The sequence below is a fragment of the Streptomyces caeruleatus genome (assembly GCF_001514235.1).
In the GTDB taxonomy this organism is placed as follows: Bacteria; Actinomycetota; Actinomycetes; order Streptomycetales; family Streptomycetaceae; genus Streptomyces; species Streptomyces caeruleatus.
Window position 1 is genome coordinate 242,111 of the sequence record NZ_KQ948934.1, and the last position, 20,788, is coordinate 262,898.

Here is a 20,788-nt window from a genome sequence, read left to right on the forward strand (position 1 = left end):
GCTCCAAAAACCTGCCCGATCCGCTGGCGAGCGTAAGGCCCCCTGTTCACTCGCCCCATGGCAGCTCCCGCCCAAAGCCTCTACGGCCGGCGGCGTGCCCAAGCGCGGCATCACGGCACCACACGCACAGACAGCGAAGAGCCCGCCGCGCCCTACAAGGGAGGAGAGTTCCAGACGGGGCAGCTAATGCGCTGAGTTCTGTTTCGCCGTCGCCCAGCGCGCCGGGAGCATTGCTCAGGGACCACGAGCGCCAGGGCGCCTACTCTCGCTTCCGGGTGAGCCACGCGAGCAATCCGGCGTTCTCCGCGAGGACCCGTCGGCGCAACGACTCCATCTCGGGATCGACCACGTTCCACGAGTGGTCGCGGGAGTGGTCCCGGTAGAGCGTGCACGCGTCGCCGTCCGCTCCGCCCTCGGCCTCGCAGTGCGTCAGCGACTCGAACCGCATCGTTCCATCCGGTGTCCAGCGAGCCCACAAGGCGTCTGTCGGCTTGTGCTCCCAGTCCCACACGAAGGCGGCGTGTTCGTCTCCGTGCCACAGGCCGAGTTCACAACGGGCCGTCTCGGGTACGTCGACAAGTTCGCCGTCCGAGACCCGCCCCTGTCCGGCGAGAATCGCCAACAGTAGCGGACCGGAAGGCACTTCGGCCGTGGCCATGCACTGTCGCATCAGCCGTCCCGTACGACGCGAGCATGGTCGGTGAACACACGCCGGAAGGTGTCATGGCCAGTACGGCCGGTGTGGCGAAGGCACCACATCTGAACGGCGTCTTCGTCGCCAGCCCCGGAAACCTCATTGCACTCACCAGAGACGCAGAAGGCCTCACGACTCGACTCAAGATCTGGGGCATGCCTGATCGTGTGAGGCACGAACCGCAGCACCGCACGGCTCATCCCGTCACCTCCGCAGGCGCCGCCGAGCTGTCGTCTACGTCGCCCTTGACGAGAGCCAGGGACAGCGCGTTCGACAGCTTCACCGCCGAACCGACCGGAAGCGCCCCGATCCCCACATGCGCACGCCCCCCGATCACCAAGGCACGCACCCGCGCAGCCTCACATTCGGGAATTCCGGCGCGCTCCAGGGCCGCCCGCAATAACGCCACCGTGTGATCCGCCTCAGCACGCGTGCTCTTGTGCTTGACCATGGGGTTCACGGGCGCCGCCCCCTGCCCCTGTGCGGGTGGTTCCGGAGCTCGATGTTGCAGTCCGAGACCCTGGACATGTCGCCCTTGGCGCGTGCTTCCGAACGCTGTCTATCTAACGCCTGGCACACGTCGCAATCCGGCGCGGACTTCGGGGTGCCATCGAGCCTCAGCGGCAGTTCAACGGGCGGACTCGGGTACGTCCTGGGCGAGGTCACACGCTCACCTTCCACCCGCTTGCGCGCCTCGGTGTCGGCCTCTGTGTCTTGGTGGTCACCGTCGCTATCCCCTCATCTGGACGAGGGCACCACCATGAAACGGCGCACTACGCGGTGTCTGTGGCACTTCGACAATCCGTTAGCAGGAAGTGCCACGCGGGCTACAGCGGCAAGCCCACGGCGTCGGCCATCGTCCGCATCTCCGTTGTCAAGGTCCGGCGCCCACCGATCACCCGTCCGAGAACGTCACGGGCATAGCGCTGGTTGGGTAGCCACTCGGGACTGCCCGCCTTGATCTGCTCCAACTTCTCGAACGCGTCGGCACAGTTGCCCGTCTTGGCGTACGCGTCGGCGACGTCCAACAGATGACGGTTTCGATTGTTCGACGTGGGCTTGAGGCTGAACACTGGTACCCGCTCAGCGATGCGGAGCACCATGTCAGGCCGGTCGATCACACCAGCGTTCTCGGCGGCTTTGAGCTTGACGGTCGTCGGCCCGAAGGTACGGAGAAAATCGTTCTCCGGGGCATACTCCCGCCCCAGGGCGATAGCTGCCGCCGTGGCATACCTCAAGGCGTCCTCAGCCTCTCCAGGCTGCGAGTTACGGACGGCAGCAGCAGACACCCGCAACAGCATCCAACCCCACGTGGACAACTCGGCCGGGGTCGCGCGGGACATACGGGGTTCGGTCTCGTCGGCCCACTTCACGGCCAGGTCGTACGCCTTGCCCAACTCGCCCTGACGTAGCAGCAGCCAGCACAATGTGTTGACAGTGGCCGCGCCCTCCATACGGTCCGCCGCATCGTCCAAGGCTCGCTCCAGGGCCGTCTCAGCGGCCCCAAACTGCCGGGTCTGGACCATGAGCCATCCGGCAAGCTGCAAGAGTCGTACACGGACGCTTCGCCCCTCCGGCCCAAGCGCTTCGGCATCTCGCAGCAGCGGGGGCAGCAGCACGGCCAGCGCGGCGAACTGGTCGCCCGAGAACAGCGGCTCAGTCTCGCGCAGGGCGGCCCGTACGCCACTGACAGTCGGCACCTCATCGTCCAGCCCCAGCACAACGGGCGGACGCTCCAGGGCGTTCCTGACAGCCTCCCAACGGTCCACGGTCCCCGCGTCGGGGTCCTCCGGGTTGCGACCGTGAGCCAGGCGCATAGTCGGCACCCGTAGCGTGTGCGCCAGCTTGCGCAGCGTCTCAAGCCGTGCCGTCTCTCGCTCGCCCTGTTCAAGTTTCCGGATGGTCGAGAGTGACACGCCCGACGCGTCCGCCAACTCACGCTGAGACAGTCCGCGACGCTTGCGGACTTCCTTGACCCTCTGCCCGGCAGTACTCATGCACCGAGCGTACGACGCAAAGGCCCCTGCGGAAACGGAGGGGCCATTCGCATGCCTGTCACGGCTTCAGGACGGCTTTGACTCTTGCCTTCTCACAACAACCTTGATGGGAGCAGCCCCGGGTCTTCTCTGAGGCAACGGAGTAACCTCCCCCGGCTCTGCGCGTTCCTGCCTGGGAAATGCCTCAGCTCTGAACAGCGCCCCTCGTATGTGAGCCTGCTCCTGCTCGCTGTGCTGCTCAAGGAGCTTGGCTAACTCGATGTAGGGATCACCGAGTCCCGTGTTGCCGCCGTCCGTCATCTCGGCACCCTCGCTGGCTGCTGGTAGTGATCGGCGACTACGCGAGCCATCGCGCCGATCCGGTCCACCCCGACCTCCTTGGCAGCGAAGAAGACGTGCCCCCGCACCTCCGGACACTTTGCGGCCAGCGTGAGATGCCGGGAGAGTTCGGCCGGGTCCTGCCACTCCGCAGGCTGTGCCGGGTCCCCGGCCTTGTACAGCGCCTCACCGACGTACAGCTTCGTCCGGCTGCCCCGCGCCACCTCCGACCACCAGGGCACCAGGACCGAATAATTTGCCGGAACCTGCTGGTCAAGAGGGTGTGCCGACCAATACACCTGCGGGCAGATGTAGTCGATCCAGCCCTCGCGGACCCATGTGCGGGTGTCCGCGTACAGGTCGTCGTACGTCTGCACCCCGCCGCGGGTGTCGGAGCCGAGCGGGTCGGTGCCGGCGTTGCGCCACACGCCGAACGGGCTGATGCCGAACTCCGTGCTGGGCCGGATCTTGCGGATGCCGGCCGCCATCTCCGTGACGAGCTTGTCGATGTTGTCGCGCCGCCAGTCGGCCCGCGCCGAGAAGCCGCCGCCGTAGCGGTCGTAGGCCTCGTCGTCGTCGAAGGTCTGGCCGGCCACCGGATACGGGTAGAAGTAGTCGTCGAAGTGGACCGCGTCGATCTCGTACTTCTCCACCGCGTCGAGCATCGCCTTCCGCACGAACTCGCGGACCTCGGGCAGCCCCGGGTTGTAGTAGAGCTTGCCGCCGTACGTCACCACCCAGTCCTCGTGCTCCCGGGCGGGGTGGGACGCGGCCAGCTTGCCGAGGTCGGTGTGGTTGGCGATGCGGTACGGGTTGAACCAGGCGTGCAGCTGCAGATCGCGGGCGTGGGCCTCCTCGACGGCCGTGCCGAGCGGGTCCCAGCCGGGGTCCTCGCCCTGGGTGCCGGTGAGGACCTGCGACCAGGGCTCGTACGGCGAGGGCCACAGGGCGTCGGCCGTGGGCCGCACCTGGAAGACCACGGTGTTCAGGCGGGACTCCACCGCCGCGTCGAGGTGGGCGATCAGCTCGGCGCGCTGCTCGTCGGCGGTCAGGCCCTGCTTGGAGGGCCAGTCCCGGTTCGCCACGGTCGCGATCCACACGCCGCGCATCTCCCGCGTCGCGCGTCGCCGGTGGTGGTCCTTGCCGCCCGCCATGGCGGAACCGGCGGCCATCGCGCCGCCTGACGCCACGAGCGCCGACAGGGCGGTCACCGTGAACGCCCGTCGTGACATCCGGGACTTCCGGTGCAGCATCTTCTTCGTACCTCCGTGTGCCGTGGTCAATGGCCCACCCCATGACAGATCAGCGCGTTCCGGACCCGTCCGGCGACAGCCTTTCATGAGGCACCCGAACGATCGATCAAGCTTCGCCGAAGGTAACGTGCAGGTTTGGAGCAGGCGCCGAACAACGGCGGACCTGCCGCAGTCGTGGATCAGCGAAGGGGACGATGTGACCGGCATCTCCGGAGATATTGCACGCGTCGGCGTGGTGGGCTGCGGCCAGATGGGAGCGGGCATCGCCGAGGTGTGCGCCCGCGCCGGGCTGGACGTGAAGGTCGCCGAGACCACCGGCGAGGCCCTGGAGATCGGCCGCACCCGGCTGCTCAACTCCGTGGCCAAGGCCGCCGAGCGCGGCAAGATCAGCGAGGCGGAGCGGGACGAGACGCAGGCCCTGCTGTCCTTCACCACGGACCTCGGCGAGTTCGCCGACCGTGACCTGGTGATCGAGGCCGTCGTCGAGAACGAGCAGGTGAAGACGGAGATCTTCCAGGTCCTCGACCAGGTCGTGACCCGCCCGGACGCCATCCTGGCCTCCAACACCTCCTCGATCCCCCTGGTGAAGCTCGCGGTCGCCACCTCGCGCCCCGACCAGGTCATCGGCGTCCACTTCTTCAACCCGGCCCCGGTGCAGAAGCTCGTCGAGCTGATCCCCGCGCTCACCACCTCCGAGGGCACGATCGCCCGCGCCCAGACCTTCGCCGAGAAGCTGCTCGGCAAGCACGCGATCCGCGCCCAGGACCGCTCCGGCTTCGTCGTGAACGCGCTGCTGATCCCCTATCTCCTCTCCGCGATCCGGATGTTCGAGTCGGGCATCGCCAGCCGCGAGGACATCGACAACGGCATGGAACTCGGCTGCGCCCACCCGATGGGCCCGCTGAAGCTGTCCGACCTGATCGGCCTGGACACGGTCGCCTCGGTGGCGCAGAGCATGTACGACGAGTTCAAGGAGCCGCTGTACGCCGCTCCCCCGCTGCTGCTGCGCATGGTCGACGCCGGCCGGCTGGGCCGCAAGACGGGATCCGGCTTCTACACCTACGGCTGATTACAGACGGTCAGATTCCGGCCAACCGCACGGGCCCGGCACCGAGAAGGTGCCGGGCCCGCGTCATTCACACACCGTGTGCGCTCCGGGCTCGCATATGCCCCTCGCACACTCTCCCCATGCGTCCACCAGGCGAGTTCACTTTCCCTGCGCATGCAAGGGATGTCAGACCACTACGGAAAGGAGCGGACTCGTGACCGTCGATCCCGAGCATCCGGTCGTATCTGGAGAACTCGCAGAGTTACGACGTCGTCTCGACGTCGCCTACGCCCGTGTGGAGGGCGGGCTGGCTCTGCTCACGCACCGCACCGAGGAGACCGCCAAGGAACTGGACGAGCTGAACACCCGGATCAGCACACTGGAACACGCGCGCTGGCCGCTGCCCGCGGTCGCCGCCCTCACCGCCGTGGGTGCTCTCGTCGTGGCGATCTGGCAGGCCGTGGGGCACTAGCCCAGCCTGAGATGGTGCAGCAGCAGTAACGCGGCCGCCATGTTGGCGGCCGGGACCTCCCCACGGGCGACCATGTCGGGGACGAGCTTGAGCGGAACCCATTCCCGCCGGTCCGACTCGTAGTCGTCCACGGGATGTCCGACGTACTCGCCCTCGTCGGCCCAGTAGATGTGGTGCCGGGCGTCGGTGAGCCCGTTGGAGGGCTCCACGCTCATGAGGTGGTGCAGGGGTCCCGGCCGCCAGCCGGTCTCCTCCTCGAGTTCCCTGGCGGCCGCGCGGACGATGTCCTCGCCGTCCTCGACGACGCCCGCCGCGAGTTCCCACCCCCAGCTGTCGGTGATGAAACGGTGGCGCCACAGGAGGAGGACTTCATTGGCCTCGTTGACCACCGTGGCCACGGCGACCGGCCGCAGCCGTATGAGGAAGTGGTCCAGGTGCCTGCCGTCCGGCAGCTCCACGTCTGCCAGGTTGACGGTGAACCAGCGGTTTTCATACACAGTTTGTTCGTTCTGTTTCGTCCACTGCACGGTTCTGCCACCTTCCGTCGAGTAAGTGGCAATATCGCAGCAGGGACTATGAAGGTGTCGCTGTTCGAGTACCGGCCTGTACCGACTTGTACCGGCCTACAGCGGTACGCGCAGTGCGCCGTCGATGAGTTCGGCGGCCTCGGCCGTGCCGGCGCAGCCGCTGCGCACCAGGTGTTCGCGCACCGCCCGGAGTCTGTCGCGCAGGCGCTGGGACTCCATTCCCCGCGCCTGCTCGGCCATCTGCACCGCGATGGCCACCGCCTTGTCCGCGTTGCCCTGACGGAGCTCGATCGTGCTGAGCATGGCCAGCCGGTGCACCCGGCCCCGGTCGTGCGCCGGATTGTCGACGGCGGCCGCGGCGTGCTCCCCGGCGGCCACCAGCTCTCCGAGGCTGAGCAGCGCCTCCGCCACCTGCACGTTGACCAGCCCCGGCTGGACATAGCCGGTCTCGTCGGGTTCGTATCCGCGCCGGATGCGTTCGGCGGCCTGCTCGGCACGACGGATGCAGGACAGGGCGCTCGTGCCGTCGCCGAGGTGGGCGTACGCCTTCGCCTGCATCGCGTACAGGTCGGAGGCGAGGGCGGGGGTGATGTGCTTGCCGGCGGCCCGCAGCGCGGCCTCCGCGAAGGCGACGGCCTGCCGGAACTCCCGCATGAACAAGGCCTGGTTGACCAGCAGCGCGATCACATACGCACCGAGTCCCCGGTCCCCACTGGCCTTCGCGAGCCGCAGCGCCTGATGAAAGTAGCGCTGCGCCAGGCCGTGCGCGTCGGAGTCATAGGCGCAGATGCCCGCGATGGCCACCAACCCGCCTGTCGCCCGGTGGAGTTGACGTCCCGTGGCGTCGGTGTAGCTGCCGCGCAGCAGCGGAGCGGCCTCGGAGTTGAGGAAGCCGACGATCCGGGTGCGGGTCGCTATGCCGCCCGCCTTGCGGTACATCTGCTCGTAGTGGGTCCGGGCGGCGCGCAGCATCTCCAGGTCGGCGGGGGTGACCCGGTGCCGGCCCCCGCGTGAGACGTCGACGTCCTCGGGCGGGTTCTCCCACTCCCACACGGGCATGACCGCGGGCGTCCCGGTGACCGCCGGCGCGCCCAGGATGTGCGGCCGCTGCTGCTCGTCGGAGCGCCACAGCGCGGTGGCCCGCTCGACGAAGCCGGACAGCGAGGTGGTGTGCGGGGCGGACTGCTCACCGGGCACGCCGAGACCGATGTCGTCGAGCGTGACGGTACGGTGCAGTCGGCCCGCGAGGACCTCGCAGATCAGGTCGGGCACCTGGCCGCGTGGCCGCTGCCCCTTCAACCACCGCGCGACGGCGGTGTGTTCGTATCTGAGCGCGAGGCCGCGCGCCCGCCCTGCCTGGTTCACGTGTGCGGCCAGCCCCGCGTGCGAGATCCCCGCCTCGTCCAGGATCGCGTCGAGCAGAGTGTTGGGCTGCATGTATGCCCCCCGGGTGGCTCGGTGCCGTCAGAGTAGTGCGAACCGCTTCACACGGGGTGTGAACGGAGTGCTCGAATCCGCAGCGTGCGCGCGCTGTCGCGGAGAGTTTCCGACCGGTTGACTGAAATGCCTCGCAAGAGGCCGGCCGGGCCGCCGGCTCCCCCTCGTACAGTGCGGCGGCCCGCATCCGCGCCGTCCGCCCAGCTGCCTGCCCGACACTCCGCGGCGGGGCGGACGGCGACCCCGACGCCGCGCTGGCTACGCAGGGTGACCAAGGGCAGCTGCGCTAGAGGTAGTTGGTCGGCTGTGGGTTCGTGGTGGTTGGTCGCGCAGTTCCCCGCGCCCCTGACGGGGCGCTGCACTGGACCTGGGTTCTGTCGTTCCGTAGGACCAGTAGCGCTATGTCGTCCGACTGCCTGCCCTTCGTGTGGTGGAGGACGGCCGTGAAGAGGGTGCGCAGGATCGTCTGCGAGGTGATCGGGTGGTGGCGTACGGCTTCGACGAGGGCCGTCTGGAGCGTAAAGAACCGGCCTTTCGCGTCCCGTGCGTCCTCGACACCGTCCGTGTACAGGACGAGGGAGTCGCCGGGGAGCAGGGAGCCGCAGGGCAGCGGAACAAGTTCGGGCGGGAGCGGAAAGGGGCCCAGGGGCGGGAGGGGGTCGGTGCGGGCGAGGGGCTCGACCGTCGTGCCGCTCAGCAGATACGGCCAGGGATGACCGCAGTTGAGGGCAGCGATCTCGCCGTCCCGGCCGATCTCCAGCAGCAGGACGGTCACGAACTCCTCAAAGACCGGCTCGTCGCACGACCGCTCACGCAGGTGCCGAGCCAGAGCCCGGTCCAGTCTGCGCAGCACCCCGTCCAGGTGGGGCTCGTCATGCACGGCCTCGCGGAAACTGCCGAGGACCGCTGCGACCGTGCCGATGGCGGCGATGCCATGGCCGCGGACGTCGCCCATCACCGCCCGTACGCCGTGCTCGGTGGCGATGACCTCGTACAGGTCACCCCCGACACACGCGCTGCGATCGGCGGAGAGCTGCGCGGCGGCGACGTTCAGCCCGTCGACGCGCGAGGGCGGCGGCCGCAGCAGGGCACTCTGCGCGGCACCGGCGACCTTGCGGACCTGCCGCAGCTCACGCAGCAGCGCCTGCCGGACATGCACGATCAGCCCCGTGCCGACGGCGAAGAACACGGCGCTGGTGACGACCCGGGCCCCGAGGCTGTCCTCCCGCGCGAGCGGACAGGCCAGCTTGTACGAGATCGCCATCGCGCCCCATGCGGTGGGCAGCCCCCACGTGAGCACCTTGCGGGGAACCCGACCCTTGATGCGGAACATGCCGATGGCCCCCCAATAGGCCCTGACAACGCAGAACGGACCGACCCCGAAAGGCCGGTCCGATTCTGTCGAGGGATGCCCCGGAAGTACCGGATCACCCAGAGAAGTCACCCTATTGAGTGAGGTGACTACAACGCGCCCCTTTAGGGGCGCGGGGAACTGCGCGACCAGCCACAACGAGCCCGCAGCCGGCGAACCACGCAGTCCCCCACGGCGACTAGCCCCTCAGAACAGCACCCGTACGCTCCCCGGCAAGGGCAACCGCAGCGTCCCTGGCAGCCGAAGCCTCATCCACCGTCAACGTCCGGTCCCCCGCACGGAACCGCAACGCATACGCGAGCGACTTCTTGCCATCACCCAGCTGCTCGTCATTGACGTACACGTCGAACAGCCGGATCCCCTCAAGGAGTTCACCCGCCCCGTCCCGCAACGCCGCCTCGACCTCCGCGGCCGGCACCGGCTTGTCGACGACGAGGGCGACGTCCTGGGTGGCCACCGGGAACGTGGAGATGCTCGGCGCCTGCGGCGTACCGTCCCCGACCTGCTCCAGGGCGTCCAGGTCCAGCTCCATCGCACAGGTACGTCCAGGCAGACCCAGCGCCTTCAGGACGCGCGGGTGCAGCTCACCGGCGTGCCCGATGACCCGCTCGGCGCCGTCGACGGTGATCGCCAGCTCGGCGCACCGCCCCGGGTGCCAAGGCCCGTACTGCCCGGCCCGCACGACGAGTTCGGCCCCGGCCTCCCGCGCCACAGCGCGCGCCGTCTCGACCGCGTCGGCCCAGTCGGCCGGACGGCCCTTGCCCCACCAGCCGGCCTGCTCCAGCGCCCCGGCGAGCACGACGGCGACGTGGCGCGGCTGCTCGGGCAGCACGGCGTCCAGCGCGGCGATCTCCTCGTCGGTCGGGCGGCGGTCGACGGGCAGGTGCCCGGCGACGCGCTGCTCCTCGCGCGGCTGGAAGACCAGGCCGGTCTCGAACAGCGCCAGGTCGTGCGAGCCGCGCCCGTCGTTGCGGCGCAGCGCACCGAGCAGACCGGGCAGCAGCGACGTACGGAGCGCGGGCTCCTCGTCGTTGAGCGGGTTGACCAGCTTGACGACGCGGCGGGCCGGGTCGTCGGCGGCCAGGCCGAGCTGGTCGAAGACCTGCTCGCTGACGAAGGGGTAGTTCGGCGCCTCGACGTAGCCCGCGCCGGCCAGCACGCGGCCGACCCTGCGGTGCAGCCGCTGGCGGTGGGTGAGGCCACGGCCGGACGGCGGCTTGGGCAGGGTGGAGGGCAGATTCTCGTAGCCCTCCAGGCGGATGACCTCTTCGGCCAGGTCGTTCGGCTCCAGCAGGTCGGGCCGCCAGGACGGCACGGTGACGATCAGCTCGTCCTGCCCGTACACGTCGCAGCCGATCTGCTGGAGACGCCGTACGACGGTCTCGCGGCCGTACTCGACGCCCGCGACCTTGTCCGGGTGGTCGGCCGGGACGGTGATGGTGTGCGGCGCGGACGGCGCGACGACCTCGGTGACACCGGCCTCGGCGGTGCCGCCGGCGAGTAGCACCAGCAGGTCGACCGTGCGCTGGGCGGCAGCCGCGGCGGCCGCCGGGTCGACGCCGCGCTCGAAGCGGCGGGACGCCTCCGAGGACAGCTTGTGACGGCGGGCCGTACGCGCGATGGCGACCTGGTCGAAGTGGGCGGCCTCGATGACGACCTCGGTGGACGCGTTCTCCACGTCCATGGGGGTCCCCCCGGTCGAGTCCGTTCGAGACTGGGGGAGGTCGGCGATCTCCGTGTTGGCGCCGCCCATCACGCCCGCGAGGCCGATCGGGCCGCGCTCGTCGGTGATGACGAGGTCCTCGGCGTGCAGCTTGCGCTCCACGCCGTCGAGGGTGACGAGCTTCTCGCCCTCCTGGGCCCGGCGCACCCCGATGGTGCCCTGGACGAGGTTCCGGTCGTAGGCGTGCAGCGGCTGGCCGAGCTCCATCATCACGTAGTTGGTGACGTCGACGGCGAGCGAGATCGGGCGCATGCCGACCTTCTGCAGGCGGCGCTGCAGCCAGATCGGGGAGCGCGCCTCGGGGCTCAGGCCGGTCACCGTGCGGGCGGTGAAGCGGTCGCAGCCCATCGGGTCGGAGACCTGCACCGGGTAGCCGAAGGCGTTCGGGCCGGGCACGTCGAGGAGCGCCGGGTCGCGCAGCGGGAGGCCGTAGCCGATGGCGGTCTCGCGGGCGACGCCGCGGATGGACAGGCAGTCGCCGCGGTTGGCGGTGACGGCGATGTCCAGGACCTCGTCGACGAGCTCCAGGAGCTCGATGGCGTCCTTGCCGACCTCGGTCTCCGGGGGCAGCACGATGATGCCGTGGGTGCCGTCGTCGCCCATGCCCAGCTCGTTGCTGGAGCAGATCATGCCGTGGGAGGTGCGGCCATAGGTCTTGCGCGCGGCGATGGCGAAGCCGCCGGGCAGCACCGCGCCGGGGAGGACGACGACGACCTTGTCGCCGACCTGGAAGTTCCGGGCGCCGCAGATGAGCTCCTGGGGCTCGCCGGTGCCGTTGGCCTGGCCGACGTCGACGGTGCAGAAGCGGATCGGCTTCTTGAACTCCGTCAGCTCCTCGATGGTCAGCACCTGGCCGACGACGAGCGGGCCCTTGAGGCCGTCGCCGAGCTGCTCGACGGTCTCGACCTCCAGACCGGCGGAAATGAGCTTGGCCTGGACGTCACGGCCGGTCTCGGTGGCCGGCAGGTCGACGTACTCCCGCAGCCAAGAAAGCGGGACCCGCATCAGATCTCCATCCCGAACGGCCGGGTGAACCGGACGTCACCCTCGACCATGTCTCGCATGTCCTCGACGTTGTGGCGGAACATCAGCATCCGCTCGATGCCGAACCCGAAGGCGAAGCCGCTGTACTTCTCCGGGTCGACGCCGCAGGCGGTGAGCACCCGCGGGTTGACCATGCCGCAGCCGCCGAGCTCGATCCAGCCCTCGGAGGAGCAGGTACGGCAGGGCCGGTCGGGGTTGCCGACGGACTCGCCGCGGCAGACGTAGCAGACCATGTCCATCTCGGCGGACGGCTCGGTGAACGGGAAGAAGTTCGGCCGCAGCCGGGTCTTCATGCCCTCGCCGAACAGGGACTGGACCATGTGGTCCAGGGTGCCCTTGAGGTCGGCCATGGTCAGGCCCTCGTCCACCGCGAGCAGCTCGACCTGGTGGAAGACCGGGGTGTGCGTGGCGTCCAGCTCGTCGGTGCGGTACACGCGGCCGGGGCAGATCACGTACACCGGCAGCTCACGGTCGAGCAGGGAGCGGATCTGCACGGGCGAGGTGTGGGTGCGCAGCACGACACCGGACTCGGTGCCGCCGTCCGGGCCCTGCACGAAGAACGTGTCGGCCTCGCCGCGGGCCGGGTGGTCCGGGCCGATGTTCAGGGCGTCGAAGTTGAACCACTCGGCCTCGACCTGCGGGCCCTCGGCGACCTCGTAGCCCATGGCCACGAAGATGTCCTCGATGCGCTCGGACAGGGTGGTGAGCGGGTGGCGGGCGCCGGCCGGTACGCGGTCGTACGGCAGCGTGACGTCCACGGCCTCCTCGACCAGCACCCGCTGGTCGCGCTCGGCCTCCAGCTCCGCCTGGCGGGCGGCGAGGCCCTTGTTCACGGCGCCGCGGGCCTGGCCGACGCGCTTGCCCGCCTCGGCCTTGGCGTGCGGGGGCAGCGCGCCGATCTCCCGGTTGGCGAGCGCCAGCGGAGAGGTGCCGCCGGTGTGGGCGACCTTGGCCTCCTGGAGCGCGTCGAGGGAGTCCGCGGCGGCGAAGGCGGCGAGCGCCTCGTCCCGCATGCGCTCGATCTCTTCCGGTTTCAACGCCTCGACCTCGACAGGGTCGTACGACTTATTCGGTGCCGACATCTCTTCCCGTGCTTCCGATTGGCTGGCGGATGGTCCCCGTACCGACTCGTGGACAGACGCCCAAGGTTTTTGGGACACAAAGGTGCCAAAGGCCGAGTCTAACGGGGTTGAGGCAGGCGAATGCGCCCGTGGGGCTCGGTCCGGATCTCAGGTGAGATAAGCCGGGGCCGCCACGGGCAACGTAAATCGGAACTGTGCGCCGCCACCGGGGGCGCGGCCGACCTCGACGGCGCCGCCGTGTGCCTCGACGATGCCCTTGACGATGTAGAGCCCGAGGCCCGTGCCACCGCGCTTGCTGCCCCGCCAGAAGCGGGTGAAGACGCGGTTCATGGACTCCTCCGGGATGCCGGGCCCCTCGTCGCTCACCGTGACCGACGTGCCGGCGTCCTCCCCTTCGCGCGGGGACGCCGTGGCCGTGATGTCAATGGTGACCGTTCCGTCGCCGTGCCGCACGGCATTTTCGATGAGGTTGCTGAGCACCTGGTCGATCTTGTCGGGGTCGGCCCACAGATCGGGCAGCGGCTGCTCCAGACGCAGCAGGAACCGGTCGGCGGGCTGCCCGGCGGCGACGTAGGCCTGGATGTGCCGCCCGACGGCCGCGCCGATGTCGACGGGCTGGCGGCGCACCTCCAGGCGCCCGCTGTCGATCCGCGAGATGTCGAGCAGCTCGGCGATGAGCCGGGTGACCCGGTCGGCGTCGGCGTCGACGGTCTCCAGCATCAGCCGCTTCTGGTCGTCGGTGAACCGTGCCCACTTGGCCAGCAGCGTGGCGGTGAAGCCCTTGACGGAGGTGAGCGGGGAGCGCAGCTCGTGCGCGACGGTGGCGATCAGCTCGGCGTGACTGCGCTCGGTACGGCGGCGGGCCTCGGTGTCGCGCAGCGAGACGACGACCCGGTGGACGAGCCCGGTGGCCTCGGTCCTGACGTAGCGCACGGAGACGAGGACCTCACGTCCGCCGGGGAGCAGAAGGTTCCGCTCGGGCTGCCTGCGCCTGATCGCCAGCCCGCCGTACGGGTCGGTCACCTGCCACCAGCGCCGCCCCTCCAGGTCCTCTAACGGCAGCGCCTTCTCCAGCCGCTGCCCGAGGGCGTCGGCGGCACGGACGGCGGTGATGCGCTCGGCGGCGGCGTTGAAGCAGACGACGTGCCCCTGCTCGTCGGCGACGACGAGGCCGTCGGGCAGGTCGTCGGGATCGATCCCGAGCTCGGCGAGATCACCGGGCCGGGACGCGGACGGCCCCCGCGCCTCCCGTGCCCCCGGCGCGCCGCTCGTGCCGACACTCATCCCCGTACCCCACCTCCCACGACGGCTTTGGGGCCCCCGAGCTGGTCACCCTACTAGGCCTTGGTGACGGTGCGGCACCCTCCGGAGGCGCGCTGTGCACGGGCCGACGCATAGAGACATACGGCGGCGGCGGTGGCGAGGTTCAGGCTCTCGGCCTTCCCGTGGATCGGGACGCGCACGACGGCGTCGGCCAGCGCACGGGTCTCCTCCGGAAGCCCCCACGCCTCGTTCCCGAACACCCAGGCGGTCGGCCCGCCCATGGTGCCCTTGTCGAGCTCGTCGTCGAGGTCGTCGGTCCCGGCGCCGTCGGCGGCGAGGATCCGCACCCCGGCGTCCTTCAGCCCCGCCACGGCCCGCTCGACGGGCACGCCCACGGCGACGGGGAGGTGGAACAGGGAGCCCACGGAGGCCCGTACGGCCTTGGGGTTGTACAGGTCCACGGAAGCATCGGTGAGGACGACGGCCTCGGCCCCGGCGGCATCGGCGCACCGCAGCACGGTCCCGGCGTTCCCAGGGTCCCGCACATGCGCGAGTACGGCGACGAGCCTGGGCCGGGCGGCGAGGATCTCCTCGAACGGGGTGTCGATGAACCGGCAGACACCGACGAGCCCCTGTGGGGTGACGGTGGTGGAGATGTCGGCGATCACCTGCTCCGCGGCCAGGTGCACACGCGCCCCTGCCGCACGGGCCTCACCGATGATGTCGGCGTACCGCTCCGCGGCGTCGAGCGTGGCGAACAGCTCCACCAGGGTGTCCGCGTGCCCGGCCGCCTCGCGCACAGCCTGCGGTCCCTCGGCCAGAAACAGCCGCTCCTTGCCCCGGAAGTTCCGCTTACCGAGCCGCCGCGCGGCGGAGACGCGAGGGGAACGGGGGGAGATCAGCTCGGGGCTGGCCGGGGACATGTCTGTTCCTTCAGCAGTTCGGTTCGGCGATTCCGGGTCCCGCCAGGCCGACGGCCCAGCAGCTCCTTAGGGGCGCGGGGCTGTGGCATAGGCGGCTCCGCCGCCGGGGCGCGACCAGCCCCCACCGACCCGCGGCCATGGACGAAGGCTGGGGACCCCAACGACAGGACCCGCAAGCCGTGAAGCCTGCGGGTCCTTCAGTTACGTCGGCTCAGAGCCAGCGCAGCGTCACGCGGCCTTGGGCGCGTTGACGTCGCTCGGCAGCGCCTTCTGGGCGACCTCGACCAGCGCCGCGAAGGCGTTGGCGTCGTTGACGGCCAGCTCGGCCAGGATCTTGCGGTCGACCTCGACGTTCGCGGCCTTCAGACCCTGGATGAAGCGGTTGTACGTGATGCCGTTGGCGCGGGCAGCGGCGTTGATGCGCTGGATCCACAGCTGGCGGAAGTCACCCTTGCGCTTCTTGCGGTCGTTGTAGTTGTAGACCAGCGAGTGGGTGACCTGCTCCTTGGCCTTGCGGTACAGGCGCGAACGCTGACCGCGGTAGCCGGAGGCCTGCTCGAGGATCGCCCGGCGCTTCTTGTGGGCGTTCACTGCCCGCTTGACGCGTGCCACTTTTTAACTCCTTGTAGCGGGGCCGCGGTTGGACTCACACGGCCCGGTATCGATTGGGTCCCGGTCCAGACGTACGGCGCGGATCGATCCGAGGATCAGGCGCCGGGTACGTCACTTGCCGAGAAGCTTCTTGATCTTCGCGGCGTCGCCCGGGGCCATCTCGGCGTTGCCGGTCAGGCGGCGCGTCACGCGGGACGACTTGTGCTCGAGCAGGTGGCGCTTGCCGGCGCGCTCACGGAGCACCTTGCCGGAGCCGGTGATCTTGAAGCGCTTGCTGGCACCGCTGTGCGACTTGTTCTTCGGCATAGCGCCGTTCTCTCCTCGTCGGTGGCGTTCCGGTGCCCGGTCGTGAAACCGGGCACGGTGGAACGTCGCTCTTGTATCGATTACGTCCTGGGGACTCACGTCCCCCGGGATCACGCCTCGGCGGAAGCCTCGGCAGGTGCCTCGGTCTCCACGGCGTTCTCGGAGTCCGCGGCGTTCTCGGAGTCCGCGGCGTTCTGCGACTTGCCGGGGTTGGCCTTCGCGTCTGCCTTGCGGGCTTCCTGCGCCTGGCGGGCCTCGGCCATCGCCTCGGTCTTCTTCTTGTGCGGACCGAGAACCATGATCATGTTTCGGCCGTCCTGCTTCGGGTTCGACTCGACGAAACCGAGGTCCTGGACGTCCTCCGCGAGACGCTGCAGCAGTCGGTAGCCCAGCTCGGGCCGGGACTGCTCGCGACCACGGAACATGATCGTGATCTTGACCTTGTCGCCCTGCTTGAGGAACCGGACGACGTGACCCTTCTTGGTGTCATAGTCGTGCGGGTCGATCTTCGGCCGGAGCTTCATCTCCTTGATGACCGTGTGCGCCTGGTTCTTGCGCGCCTCACGGGCCTTCATGGCCGACTCGTACTTGAACTTCCCGTAGTCCATGAGCTTGCACACGGGCGGACGGGCGTTCGCCGCGACCTCGACCAGGTCCAGGTCGTACTCCTGCGCAAGCTCCAGTGCCTTAGCGAGCGGGACGATGCCCACCTGCTCGCCACTGGGACCGACAAGTCGCACCTCGGGAACGCGAATCCGGTCGTTGATGCGGGGCTCGGCGCTGATGGATCCTCCTCGGTTAGCACCACACGGCGGTCTGGCGGACAGCCGCGTATGTCTCTTTTCCGTAGACCTAACCGCGCCGAAGCACAAAAAATGCCCCGGACGATCACAGGCGGGGCTCCAAACACTGCCGGAGCACCGCCGCGATGACCGCGGGGCGCGATTTCGGGCGACTCCATCGTCCGTACGGAACGATGGTGGCCGCCTGACCGGGTGACCCGCCGTCCCGGAGGACGGTCAGGTGGGAAGTCGGAGCCTCCACTTGTGGGCTGGGCAGTAGCTGTCCAGCCGGTCGTTACACAAGGTTAGCAGGTAGCCGGGGGTGGTGCTAATCGGCTTACACCGGGGCCTATCGTGTGGGACATGAGTGACACCCCTGCCGAGTCCGCCGAATCTGCCGCGGGCCCCGACTTCGACGAGATGACCCGCGACATCGCCGAGGTCCCCGCCGTCGAGGTGATCGTGACGGTCGCCGTCAACCTGATGAGCGCCGCCGCCGTGAAGCTCGGTCTGACCGAGGAGGGCGACAAGCACAAGGACCTGGACGAGGCCCGCAAGCTGGTGCACGCCCTCGCCGGTCTGCTGGACGCCAGCACGACCGAGATCAGCTCGTTCCACGCGGCTCCGCTGCGCGACGGCCTGAAGTCGCTGCAGCTGGCCTTCCGCGAGGCGTCCATCGTCCCGGACGAGCCGGGCCAGGGCCCGGGCGAGAAGTACACCGGTCCGGTCTACGGCTAGTTCATCCGCGTACGTACAGGGGCTCGCCCGGCGGCGTCGCCTCGGCCGGCAGCAGTGCCAGGTCGAGGCCGCGCACCAGGCGGGCCCTCAGTGTTTCGTCGGCGGCGAGCCGCTCGGCGACCGAGCGGGCGGCCCGGGCGGGTGCGGCGGACCCGTCGAGTACGAGGGCGAGGGTGCCGTCGGCCTGTCCGGGCCCGAGGTGGGCGCTGAGCACGGCGGGCTCGGCGGCCACCGCTGCCCGCACGGCCTCCCGTACGGCCGGGTCGGCGAGCGGGTCGGTCGTGGTGCGGCCCTCGGCCAGCGCGAGCAGCGCGCGGCCGGTCAGCTCGTACGGCACCGGACCGGCCAGGTCCAGCACGACCGTGTCCGCCTTCTCGTGCGCGGCGGCCTGGAGGGCCTGGTGCAGGGGGACGGCGACGGGGCGGGCCGCCGGGTCCCAGCGGGCGAGTGAGTCGGTGGAGGTGAAGGCGGGCAGGGCGACGCGGTCGCCGGCCTTCAGGGTCGGTACGGCCATGTCGCTGCTCTTCTCGCGGCGCAGCCCGTTCTCGTCCTCCTCGACCTCGCCGAGCACGGCCACGACCGGGACGAGCAGCCGGGCCTCTTTGAGCGCCTCCAGGACCGGGCCCTCGGCGGTGCGGTCCGCGGCCCAGGCGGCGAGCGCGGCGCTCAGCCGGGGGGAGGCGGAGCCGTCGTCGTCGGAGAAGGGAGAGTCGGGAATGTTCTTGTTCGCCACGGTCACCGACCCTATCGGGGGGATGCTGCTGCGCTTGTGCGGGCCCGGAAACCGGGCTGTGACGCGTTTCACCGGAATCTCAGATTTCCCTGACGCACATCTAACGTCCGTCTAACGGCCCGCACAGTCACCGCCCCGACGATCGCGGCATGGAGTCCTCCAGAGCCCGCCGCGCTCGTCCGTCCGCAAGCCGCTCGCTGGTCTGCGGCGCCCTCGCCGCCGTCGCCGTTGTGGGTGCCACGGCCACCGGGGCCGTGTACGTCCAGGCGCGGGCGCACTCCGGGACGAGCGCCGTATCGTCGGCCGTGGTGACGCCGTCGGCGAGCGAGGAGGTTTCGGTGGAGTCCGTGGCGCGGCCGACGGTGGACCACGACGAGCTGCTGGCGACGGCCATGGCGGTGGTGGACGTCCCCGAGGGCGTCGAGGTGTCGGTGGCGGTGCTGGACCCGGCGTCCGGTGCGGGTGCCTCGTACGGGGACGGTGCCTTCGACACGGCGAGCATCGTCAAGGTCGACATCCTGGCGGTGCTGCTGCTTCAGGCGCAGGACGCGGGGCGGGAGCTGACGGCGGCGGAGAAGGCGTACGCGACCGCGATGATCGAGGACAGCGACAACGCCTCCGCGTCGGAGCTGTGGCGGGCGATCGGACGGGCGGAGGGGCTGGACGCCGCGAACGCGCGCCTCGGGCTCACGGGGACCGAGGGCGGTGACGGGATGCTGTGGGGGCTGACGCAGACCACCGCGGACGATCAACTCCGGCTGTTGCGGCAGGTGTTCGGGGAGGAGTCCGAGCTGACCGAGGATTCGCGGGCGTATCTGGGCGGGCTGATGGGGCGGATCGCGGCGGGTCAGCGGTGGGGGGTGTCGGCGGCGGGCGACGGGTCCGGGTGGGCGTTGAAGAACGGGTGGCTGCCGCGTACGGCGACAGGGCTGTGGGACATCAACAGTGTGGGGCGGGTGACGGTCGACGGCCGGGACTGGCTGGTGGCCGTGCTGTCGGACGGCAACGCGACGCAGGCGGAGGGGATCGCGCTGGTCGAGGCGGCGGCGGTGGCGGCGGTGTCGGTGTTCGCCGAGGGAGCGCCGTCCGCGACCGCGTCTGCCTCCTCGCCGGGTTCCTCGGCCGTGGCCGCCGCGGGGGCGTCGTAGGCGGTCCGGCCCCGGGCGCTGGAAATCGCGGCGGCGCGGCGGGGGTTCGCGCTGGTCGAGACGGCGGCGGTGGGCGGTGTTCGCCGAGCGAGCCCCGTCCGCGACCGCGTCTGCTCCGCGCGTCGTAGCCGATCCGGTCCCGTTCGCTAGAAGTCGTGGCGTTCGCGGCGGCCGCGCCACAGGAGGACCGCCCAGACCAGCAGGAGGGCGCCGGCGCCGCCCGCGAGCGGGGCGGTCCAACTCGTCGTGTCGTCGTCGGACTTGGCGGCGTCGGGGCCCGACCCGAAGTACTCCTCGCCGTACCCGGCGGGCTCCAGGTTCTCCCGTTTCATGTGGGAGGCCTTCTCGATGGCCGCGGCCGGGTCGATGAAGCCGTAGCCGCGGGAGTCGTCGCGGCCGTCGGCCGGCGCGTTGCGGGCCGTGTCCTCCAGGAGCTTCTTGATCTGGGCCGGGGTGAGGCCGGGGTGGGCGGCCTTGACCAGGGCCACCGCTCCGGAGACGAAGGCGGCCGCGGCGCTCGTGCCCCAGCCCTTGTAGTACTTGTGGTCCGGATCCGCGATGACGACGTCGACGCCGGGGGCGCTGACCGTGGCGTACCAGCGGCGGGTGGAGAAGGAGGCGCGGGTGCCGAACTTGTCGACGGCGGTCGCGGCGATGACGCCCGGGTAGGCGGCCGGGAAGGAGATGTGGTCGCCCTTCTCGCCGCCGTTTCCGGCCGAGGCGACGACGACGGCGCCCTTCTTCAGGGCGTACTGGACGGCCTCGTCCTCGCCGGCCTCGGGGTGGGCGGACTTGGAGTCGTCGCCGAGGGAGAGGTTGATGACGTCGGCGCCGTGGTCGGCGGCCCAGCGGATGCCCTCGGCGAGGGCGTTGCCGCGGGTGCTGCGGGCCCTGGCGCGGGAGCGGTCGCCGTCCTCGAGGATGACGCGGACGGGGAGGATCTTCGCCTCGGGGGCGATACCCATGACGCCCTCGTCGCCTCCGGCGCCGTGTCCGTGGCCGGCGATGATGCCGGCCATCGCGGTGCCGTGGCGGGCCCAGGCGCGGTCGCCGCGCTCGGCCCCGAAGCCGACCATGTCCTTGCCTTCGAGGACGTTGCCGACGAGGTCGGGGTGGTCGTCCTCGACGCCGGTGTCGAGGACGGCGACGGTGATGCCCTTGCCCTTGGTGGTCTGCCAGGCGTCCTCGGTGCGCATGGCGTCCAGGGTCCACTGCTGGGCGCGTATGGAGTCGGCGTGTGCGGCGGTGGACGGCAGGACGGCGAGGCAGGCGCCGAGGAGGACGGCGAGGGGGCCGGTCCGCCGGGTCATGAAGGT

The 20,788-nt window shown here is 70.2% G+C and carries 20 protein-coding genes and 1 pseudogene; 4 read left to right on the top strand and 17 right to left on the bottom strand.

Translation table 11 applies throughout. The features are described from left to right. Positions 1–259 precede the first annotated feature (259 nt). The 5 genes from AQJ67_RS31095 to AQJ67_RS31110 form a co-directional block, all read right to left on the bottom strand. Positions 260–658 carry a hypothetical protein gene (locus AQJ67_RS31095; protein WP_244190636.1) on the bottom strand — a complete coding sequence of 133 codons (399 nt, stop codon included), beginning with the start codon at positions 656–658 and terminating at the stop codon, positions 260–262. Between the two features lie 11 nt (positions 659–669). Further along, positions 670–894: a DUF7848 domain-containing protein gene (locus AQJ67_RS50980; RefSeq protein WP_079056269.1), complete on the bottom strand. Its 225-nt coding sequence runs from the start codon at positions 892–894 to the stop codon at positions 670–672. Beyond that, on the bottom strand, positions 891–1,145 hold the full coding sequence (locus AQJ67_RS31100) for a hypothetical protein (RefSeq protein WP_062722668.1): 255 nt from the start codon (positions 1,143–1,145) through the stop codon (positions 891–893). Before AQJ67_RS31100 ends, AQJ67_RS50980 begins: the two co-directional genes overlap by 4 nt. A gap of 376 nt (positions 1,146–1,521) precedes the next feature. Then, a complete protein-coding gene (locus tag AQJ67_RS31105) occupies positions 1,522–2,691 on the bottom strand; it encodes a helix-turn-helix domain-containing protein (RefSeq protein ID WP_062722669.1) in 1,170 nt (389 codons plus the stop codon). Between the two features lie 296 nt (positions 2,692–2,987). Beyond that, complete coding sequence (locus AQJ67_RS31110) at positions 2,988–4,241, bottom strand: glycoside hydrolase family 10-like protein (protein WP_062722786.1); 1,254 nt, start codon at positions 4,239–4,241, stop codon at positions 2,988–2,990. Positions 4,242–4,458: 217 nt separating this feature from the next. Here AQJ67_RS31110 and AQJ67_RS31115 point away from each other — a divergent pair, with 217 nt between their 5' ends. Next, on the top strand, positions 4,459–5,331 hold the full coding sequence (locus AQJ67_RS31115; RefSeq protein WP_079056271.1) for a 3-hydroxybutyryl-CoA dehydrogenase: 873 nt from the start codon (positions 4,459–4,461) through the stop codon (positions 5,329–5,331). A 193-nt stretch (positions 5,332–5,524) separates the two neighbouring features. After that, positions 5,525–5,782, top strand: coding sequence for a hypothetical protein (locus AQJ67_RS31120; protein ID WP_062722671.1), 258 nt, complete (start codon positions 5,525–5,527; stop codon positions 5,780–5,782). Here AQJ67_RS31120 and AQJ67_RS31125 read toward each other — a convergent pair. The 10 genes and pseudogenes from AQJ67_RS31125 to infC all read right to left on the bottom strand — a co-directional run bounded on the left by AQJ67_RS31125 (position 5,779) and on the right by infC (position 16,881). Then, entirely contained in the window at positions 5,779–6,309 is a 531-nt protein-coding gene (locus AQJ67_RS31125; RefSeq protein ID WP_079056272.1) for an NUDIX hydrolase, read from the bottom strand. The two genes, AQJ67_RS31120 and AQJ67_RS31125, sit on opposite strands and share 4 nt — an antisense overlap. A gap of 96 nt (positions 6,310–6,405) precedes the next feature. Beyond that, a complete protein-coding gene (locus AQJ67_RS31130) occupies positions 6,406–7,746 on the bottom strand; it encodes an NsdA family TPR-like regulatory protein (RefSeq protein ID WP_062722673.1) in 1,341 nt (446 codons plus the stop codon). A gap of 286 nt (positions 7,747–8,032) precedes the next feature. Further along, positions 8,033–9,079, bottom strand: coding sequence for a PP2C family protein-serine/threonine phosphatase (locus tag AQJ67_RS31135; protein WP_062722674.1), 1,047 nt, complete (start codon positions 9,077–9,079; stop codon positions 8,033–8,035). Positions 9,080–9,296: 217 nt separating this feature from the next. Then, positions 9,297–11,846 carry a phenylalanine--tRNA ligase subunit beta gene (locus AQJ67_RS31140; protein ID WP_062722675.1) on the bottom strand — a complete coding sequence of 850 codons (2,550 nt, stop codon included), beginning with the start codon at positions 11,844–11,846 and terminating at the stop codon, positions 9,297–9,299. Next, positions 11,846–12,967: a phenylalanine--tRNA ligase subunit alpha gene (gene pheS, locus AQJ67_RS31145; RefSeq protein ID WP_062722676.1), complete on the bottom strand. Its 1,122-nt coding sequence runs from the start codon at positions 12,965–12,967 to the stop codon at positions 11,846–11,848. The genes AQJ67_RS31140 and pheS overlap by 1 nt, the downstream gene beginning before the upstream one ends. A 147-nt stretch (positions 12,968–13,114) precedes the next feature. Further along, a complete protein-coding gene (locus AQJ67_RS31150) occupies positions 13,115–14,251 on the bottom strand; it encodes a sensor histidine kinase (protein WP_062722677.1) in 1,137 nt (378 codons plus the stop codon). Positions 14,252–14,304: 53 nt separating this feature from the next. Beyond that, entirely contained in the window at positions 14,305–15,153 is an 849-nt protein-coding gene (locus AQJ67_RS31155; protein ID WP_062722678.1) for a TrmH family RNA methyltransferase, read from the bottom strand. A 228-nt stretch (positions 15,154–15,381) separates the two neighbouring features. Then, the gene (rplT, locus tag AQJ67_RS31160) at positions 15,382–15,765 is read right to left on the bottom strand and encodes a 50S ribosomal protein L20 (protein WP_006141703.1); all 384 of its coding nucleotides are present in this window, start codon (positions 15,763–15,765) and stop codon (positions 15,382–15,384) included. A gap of 111 nt (positions 15,766–15,876) precedes the next feature. After that, positions 15,877–16,071 carry a 50S ribosomal protein L35 gene (gene rpmI / locus AQJ67_RS31165; protein WP_003977225.1) on the bottom strand — a complete coding sequence of 65 codons (195 nt, stop codon included), beginning with the start codon at positions 16,069–16,071 and terminating at the stop codon, positions 15,877–15,879. A gap of 110 nt (positions 16,072–16,181) precedes the next feature. Further along, positions 16,182–16,881: pseudogene (gene infC / locus AQJ67_RS31170) on the bottom strand (translation initiation factor IF-3). Between the two features lie 335 nt (positions 16,882–17,216). On the opposite strand from infC, the gene AQJ67_RS31175 reads away from it, so the two are divergent. After that, a complete protein-coding gene (locus tag AQJ67_RS31175) occupies positions 17,217–17,591 on the top strand; it encodes a DUF1844 domain-containing protein (protein ID WP_062722680.1) in 375 nt (124 codons plus the stop codon). Between the two features lies 1 nt (position 17,592). Here the strand turns inward: AQJ67_RS31175 and AQJ67_RS31180 are convergent, their stop codons facing one another. Continuing rightward, positions 17,593–18,324 (bottom strand): SseB family protein, encoded by a 732-nt coding sequence (locus AQJ67_RS31180; RefSeq protein WP_062722787.1) that lies wholly within the window; start codon positions 18,322–18,324, stop codon positions 17,593–17,595. Positions 18,325–18,473: 149 nt separating this feature from the next. On the opposite strand from AQJ67_RS31180, the gene AQJ67_RS31185 reads away from it, so the two are divergent. After that, a complete protein-coding gene (locus AQJ67_RS31185; RefSeq protein WP_062722681.1) occupies positions 18,474–19,472 on the top strand; it encodes a serine hydrolase in 999 nt (332 codons plus the stop codon). A 146-nt stretch (positions 19,473–19,618) separates the two neighbouring features. Here the strand turns inward: AQJ67_RS31185 and mycP are convergent, their stop codons facing one another. Continuing rightward, positions 19,619–20,782 (bottom strand): type VII secretion-associated serine protease mycosin, encoded by a 1,164-nt coding sequence (gene mycP / locus AQJ67_RS31190; protein WP_062722788.1) that lies wholly within the window; start codon positions 20,780–20,782, stop codon positions 19,619–19,621. Between the last annotated feature and the right edge of the window lie 6 nt (positions 20,783–20,788).

Bases quoted from the DNA above. Each gene is read 5' to 3' on its own strand.
- AQJ67_RS31150 (WP_062722677.1), bottom strand. From the start codon at position 14,251: ATGAGTGTCGGCACGAGCGGCGCGCCGGGGGCACGGGAGGCGCGGGGG.
- AQJ67_RS31175 (WP_062722680.1), top strand. From the start codon at position 17,217: ATGAGTGACACCCCTGCCGAGTCCGCCGAATCTGCCGCGGGCCCCGAC.
- AQJ67_RS31140 (WP_062722675.1), bottom strand. From the start codon at position 11,846: ATGCGGGTCCCGCTTTCTTGGCTGCGGGAGTACGTCGACCTGCCGGCC.
- mycP (WP_062722788.1), bottom strand. From the start codon at position 20,782: ATGACCCGGCGGACCGGCCCCCTCGCCGTCCTCCTCGGCGCCTGCCTC.
- AQJ67_RS31130 (WP_062722673.1), bottom strand. From the start codon at position 7,746: ATGCAGCCCAACACTCTGCTCGACGCGATCCTGGACGAGGCGGGGATC.
- AQJ67_RS31185 (WP_062722681.1), top strand. From the start codon at position 18,474: ATGGAGTCCTCCAGAGCCCGCCGCGCTCGTCCGTCCGCAAGCCGCTCG.
- rpmI (WP_003977225.1), bottom strand. From the start codon at position 16,071: ATGCCGAAGAACAAGTCGCACAGCGGTGCCAGCAAGCGCTTCAAGATC.
- AQJ67_RS31095 (WP_244190636.1), bottom strand. From the start codon at position 658: ATGGCCACGGCCGAAGTGCCTTCCGGTCCGCTACTGTTGGCGATTCTC.
- pheS (WP_062722676.1), bottom strand. From the start codon at position 12,967: ATGTCGGCACCGAATAAGTCGTACGACCCTGTCGAGGTCGAGGCGTTG.
- AQJ67_RS31135 (WP_062722674.1), bottom strand. From the start codon at position 9,079: ATGTTCCGCATCAAGGGTCGGGTTCCCCGCAAGGTGCTCACGTGGGGG.
- AQJ67_RS31155 (WP_062722678.1), bottom strand. From the start codon at position 15,153: ATGTCCCCGGCCAGCCCCGAGCTGATCTCCCCCCGTTCCCCTCGCGTC.
- AQJ67_RS31110 (WP_062722786.1), bottom strand. From the start codon at position 4,241: ATGTCACGACGGGCGTTCACGGTGACCGCCCTGTCGGCGCTCGTGGCG.
- AQJ67_RS31105 (WP_062722669.1), bottom strand. From the start codon at position 2,691: ATGAGTACTGCCGGGCAGAGGGTCAAGGAAGTCCGCAAGCGTCGCGGA.
- AQJ67_RS50980 (WP_079056269.1), bottom strand. From the start codon at position 894: ATGAGCCGTGCGGTGCTGCGGTTCGTGCCTCACACGATCAGGCATGCC.
- AQJ67_RS31100 (WP_062722668.1), bottom strand. From the start codon at position 1,145: ATGGTCAAGCACAAGAGCACGCGTGCTGAGGCGGATCACACGGTGGCG.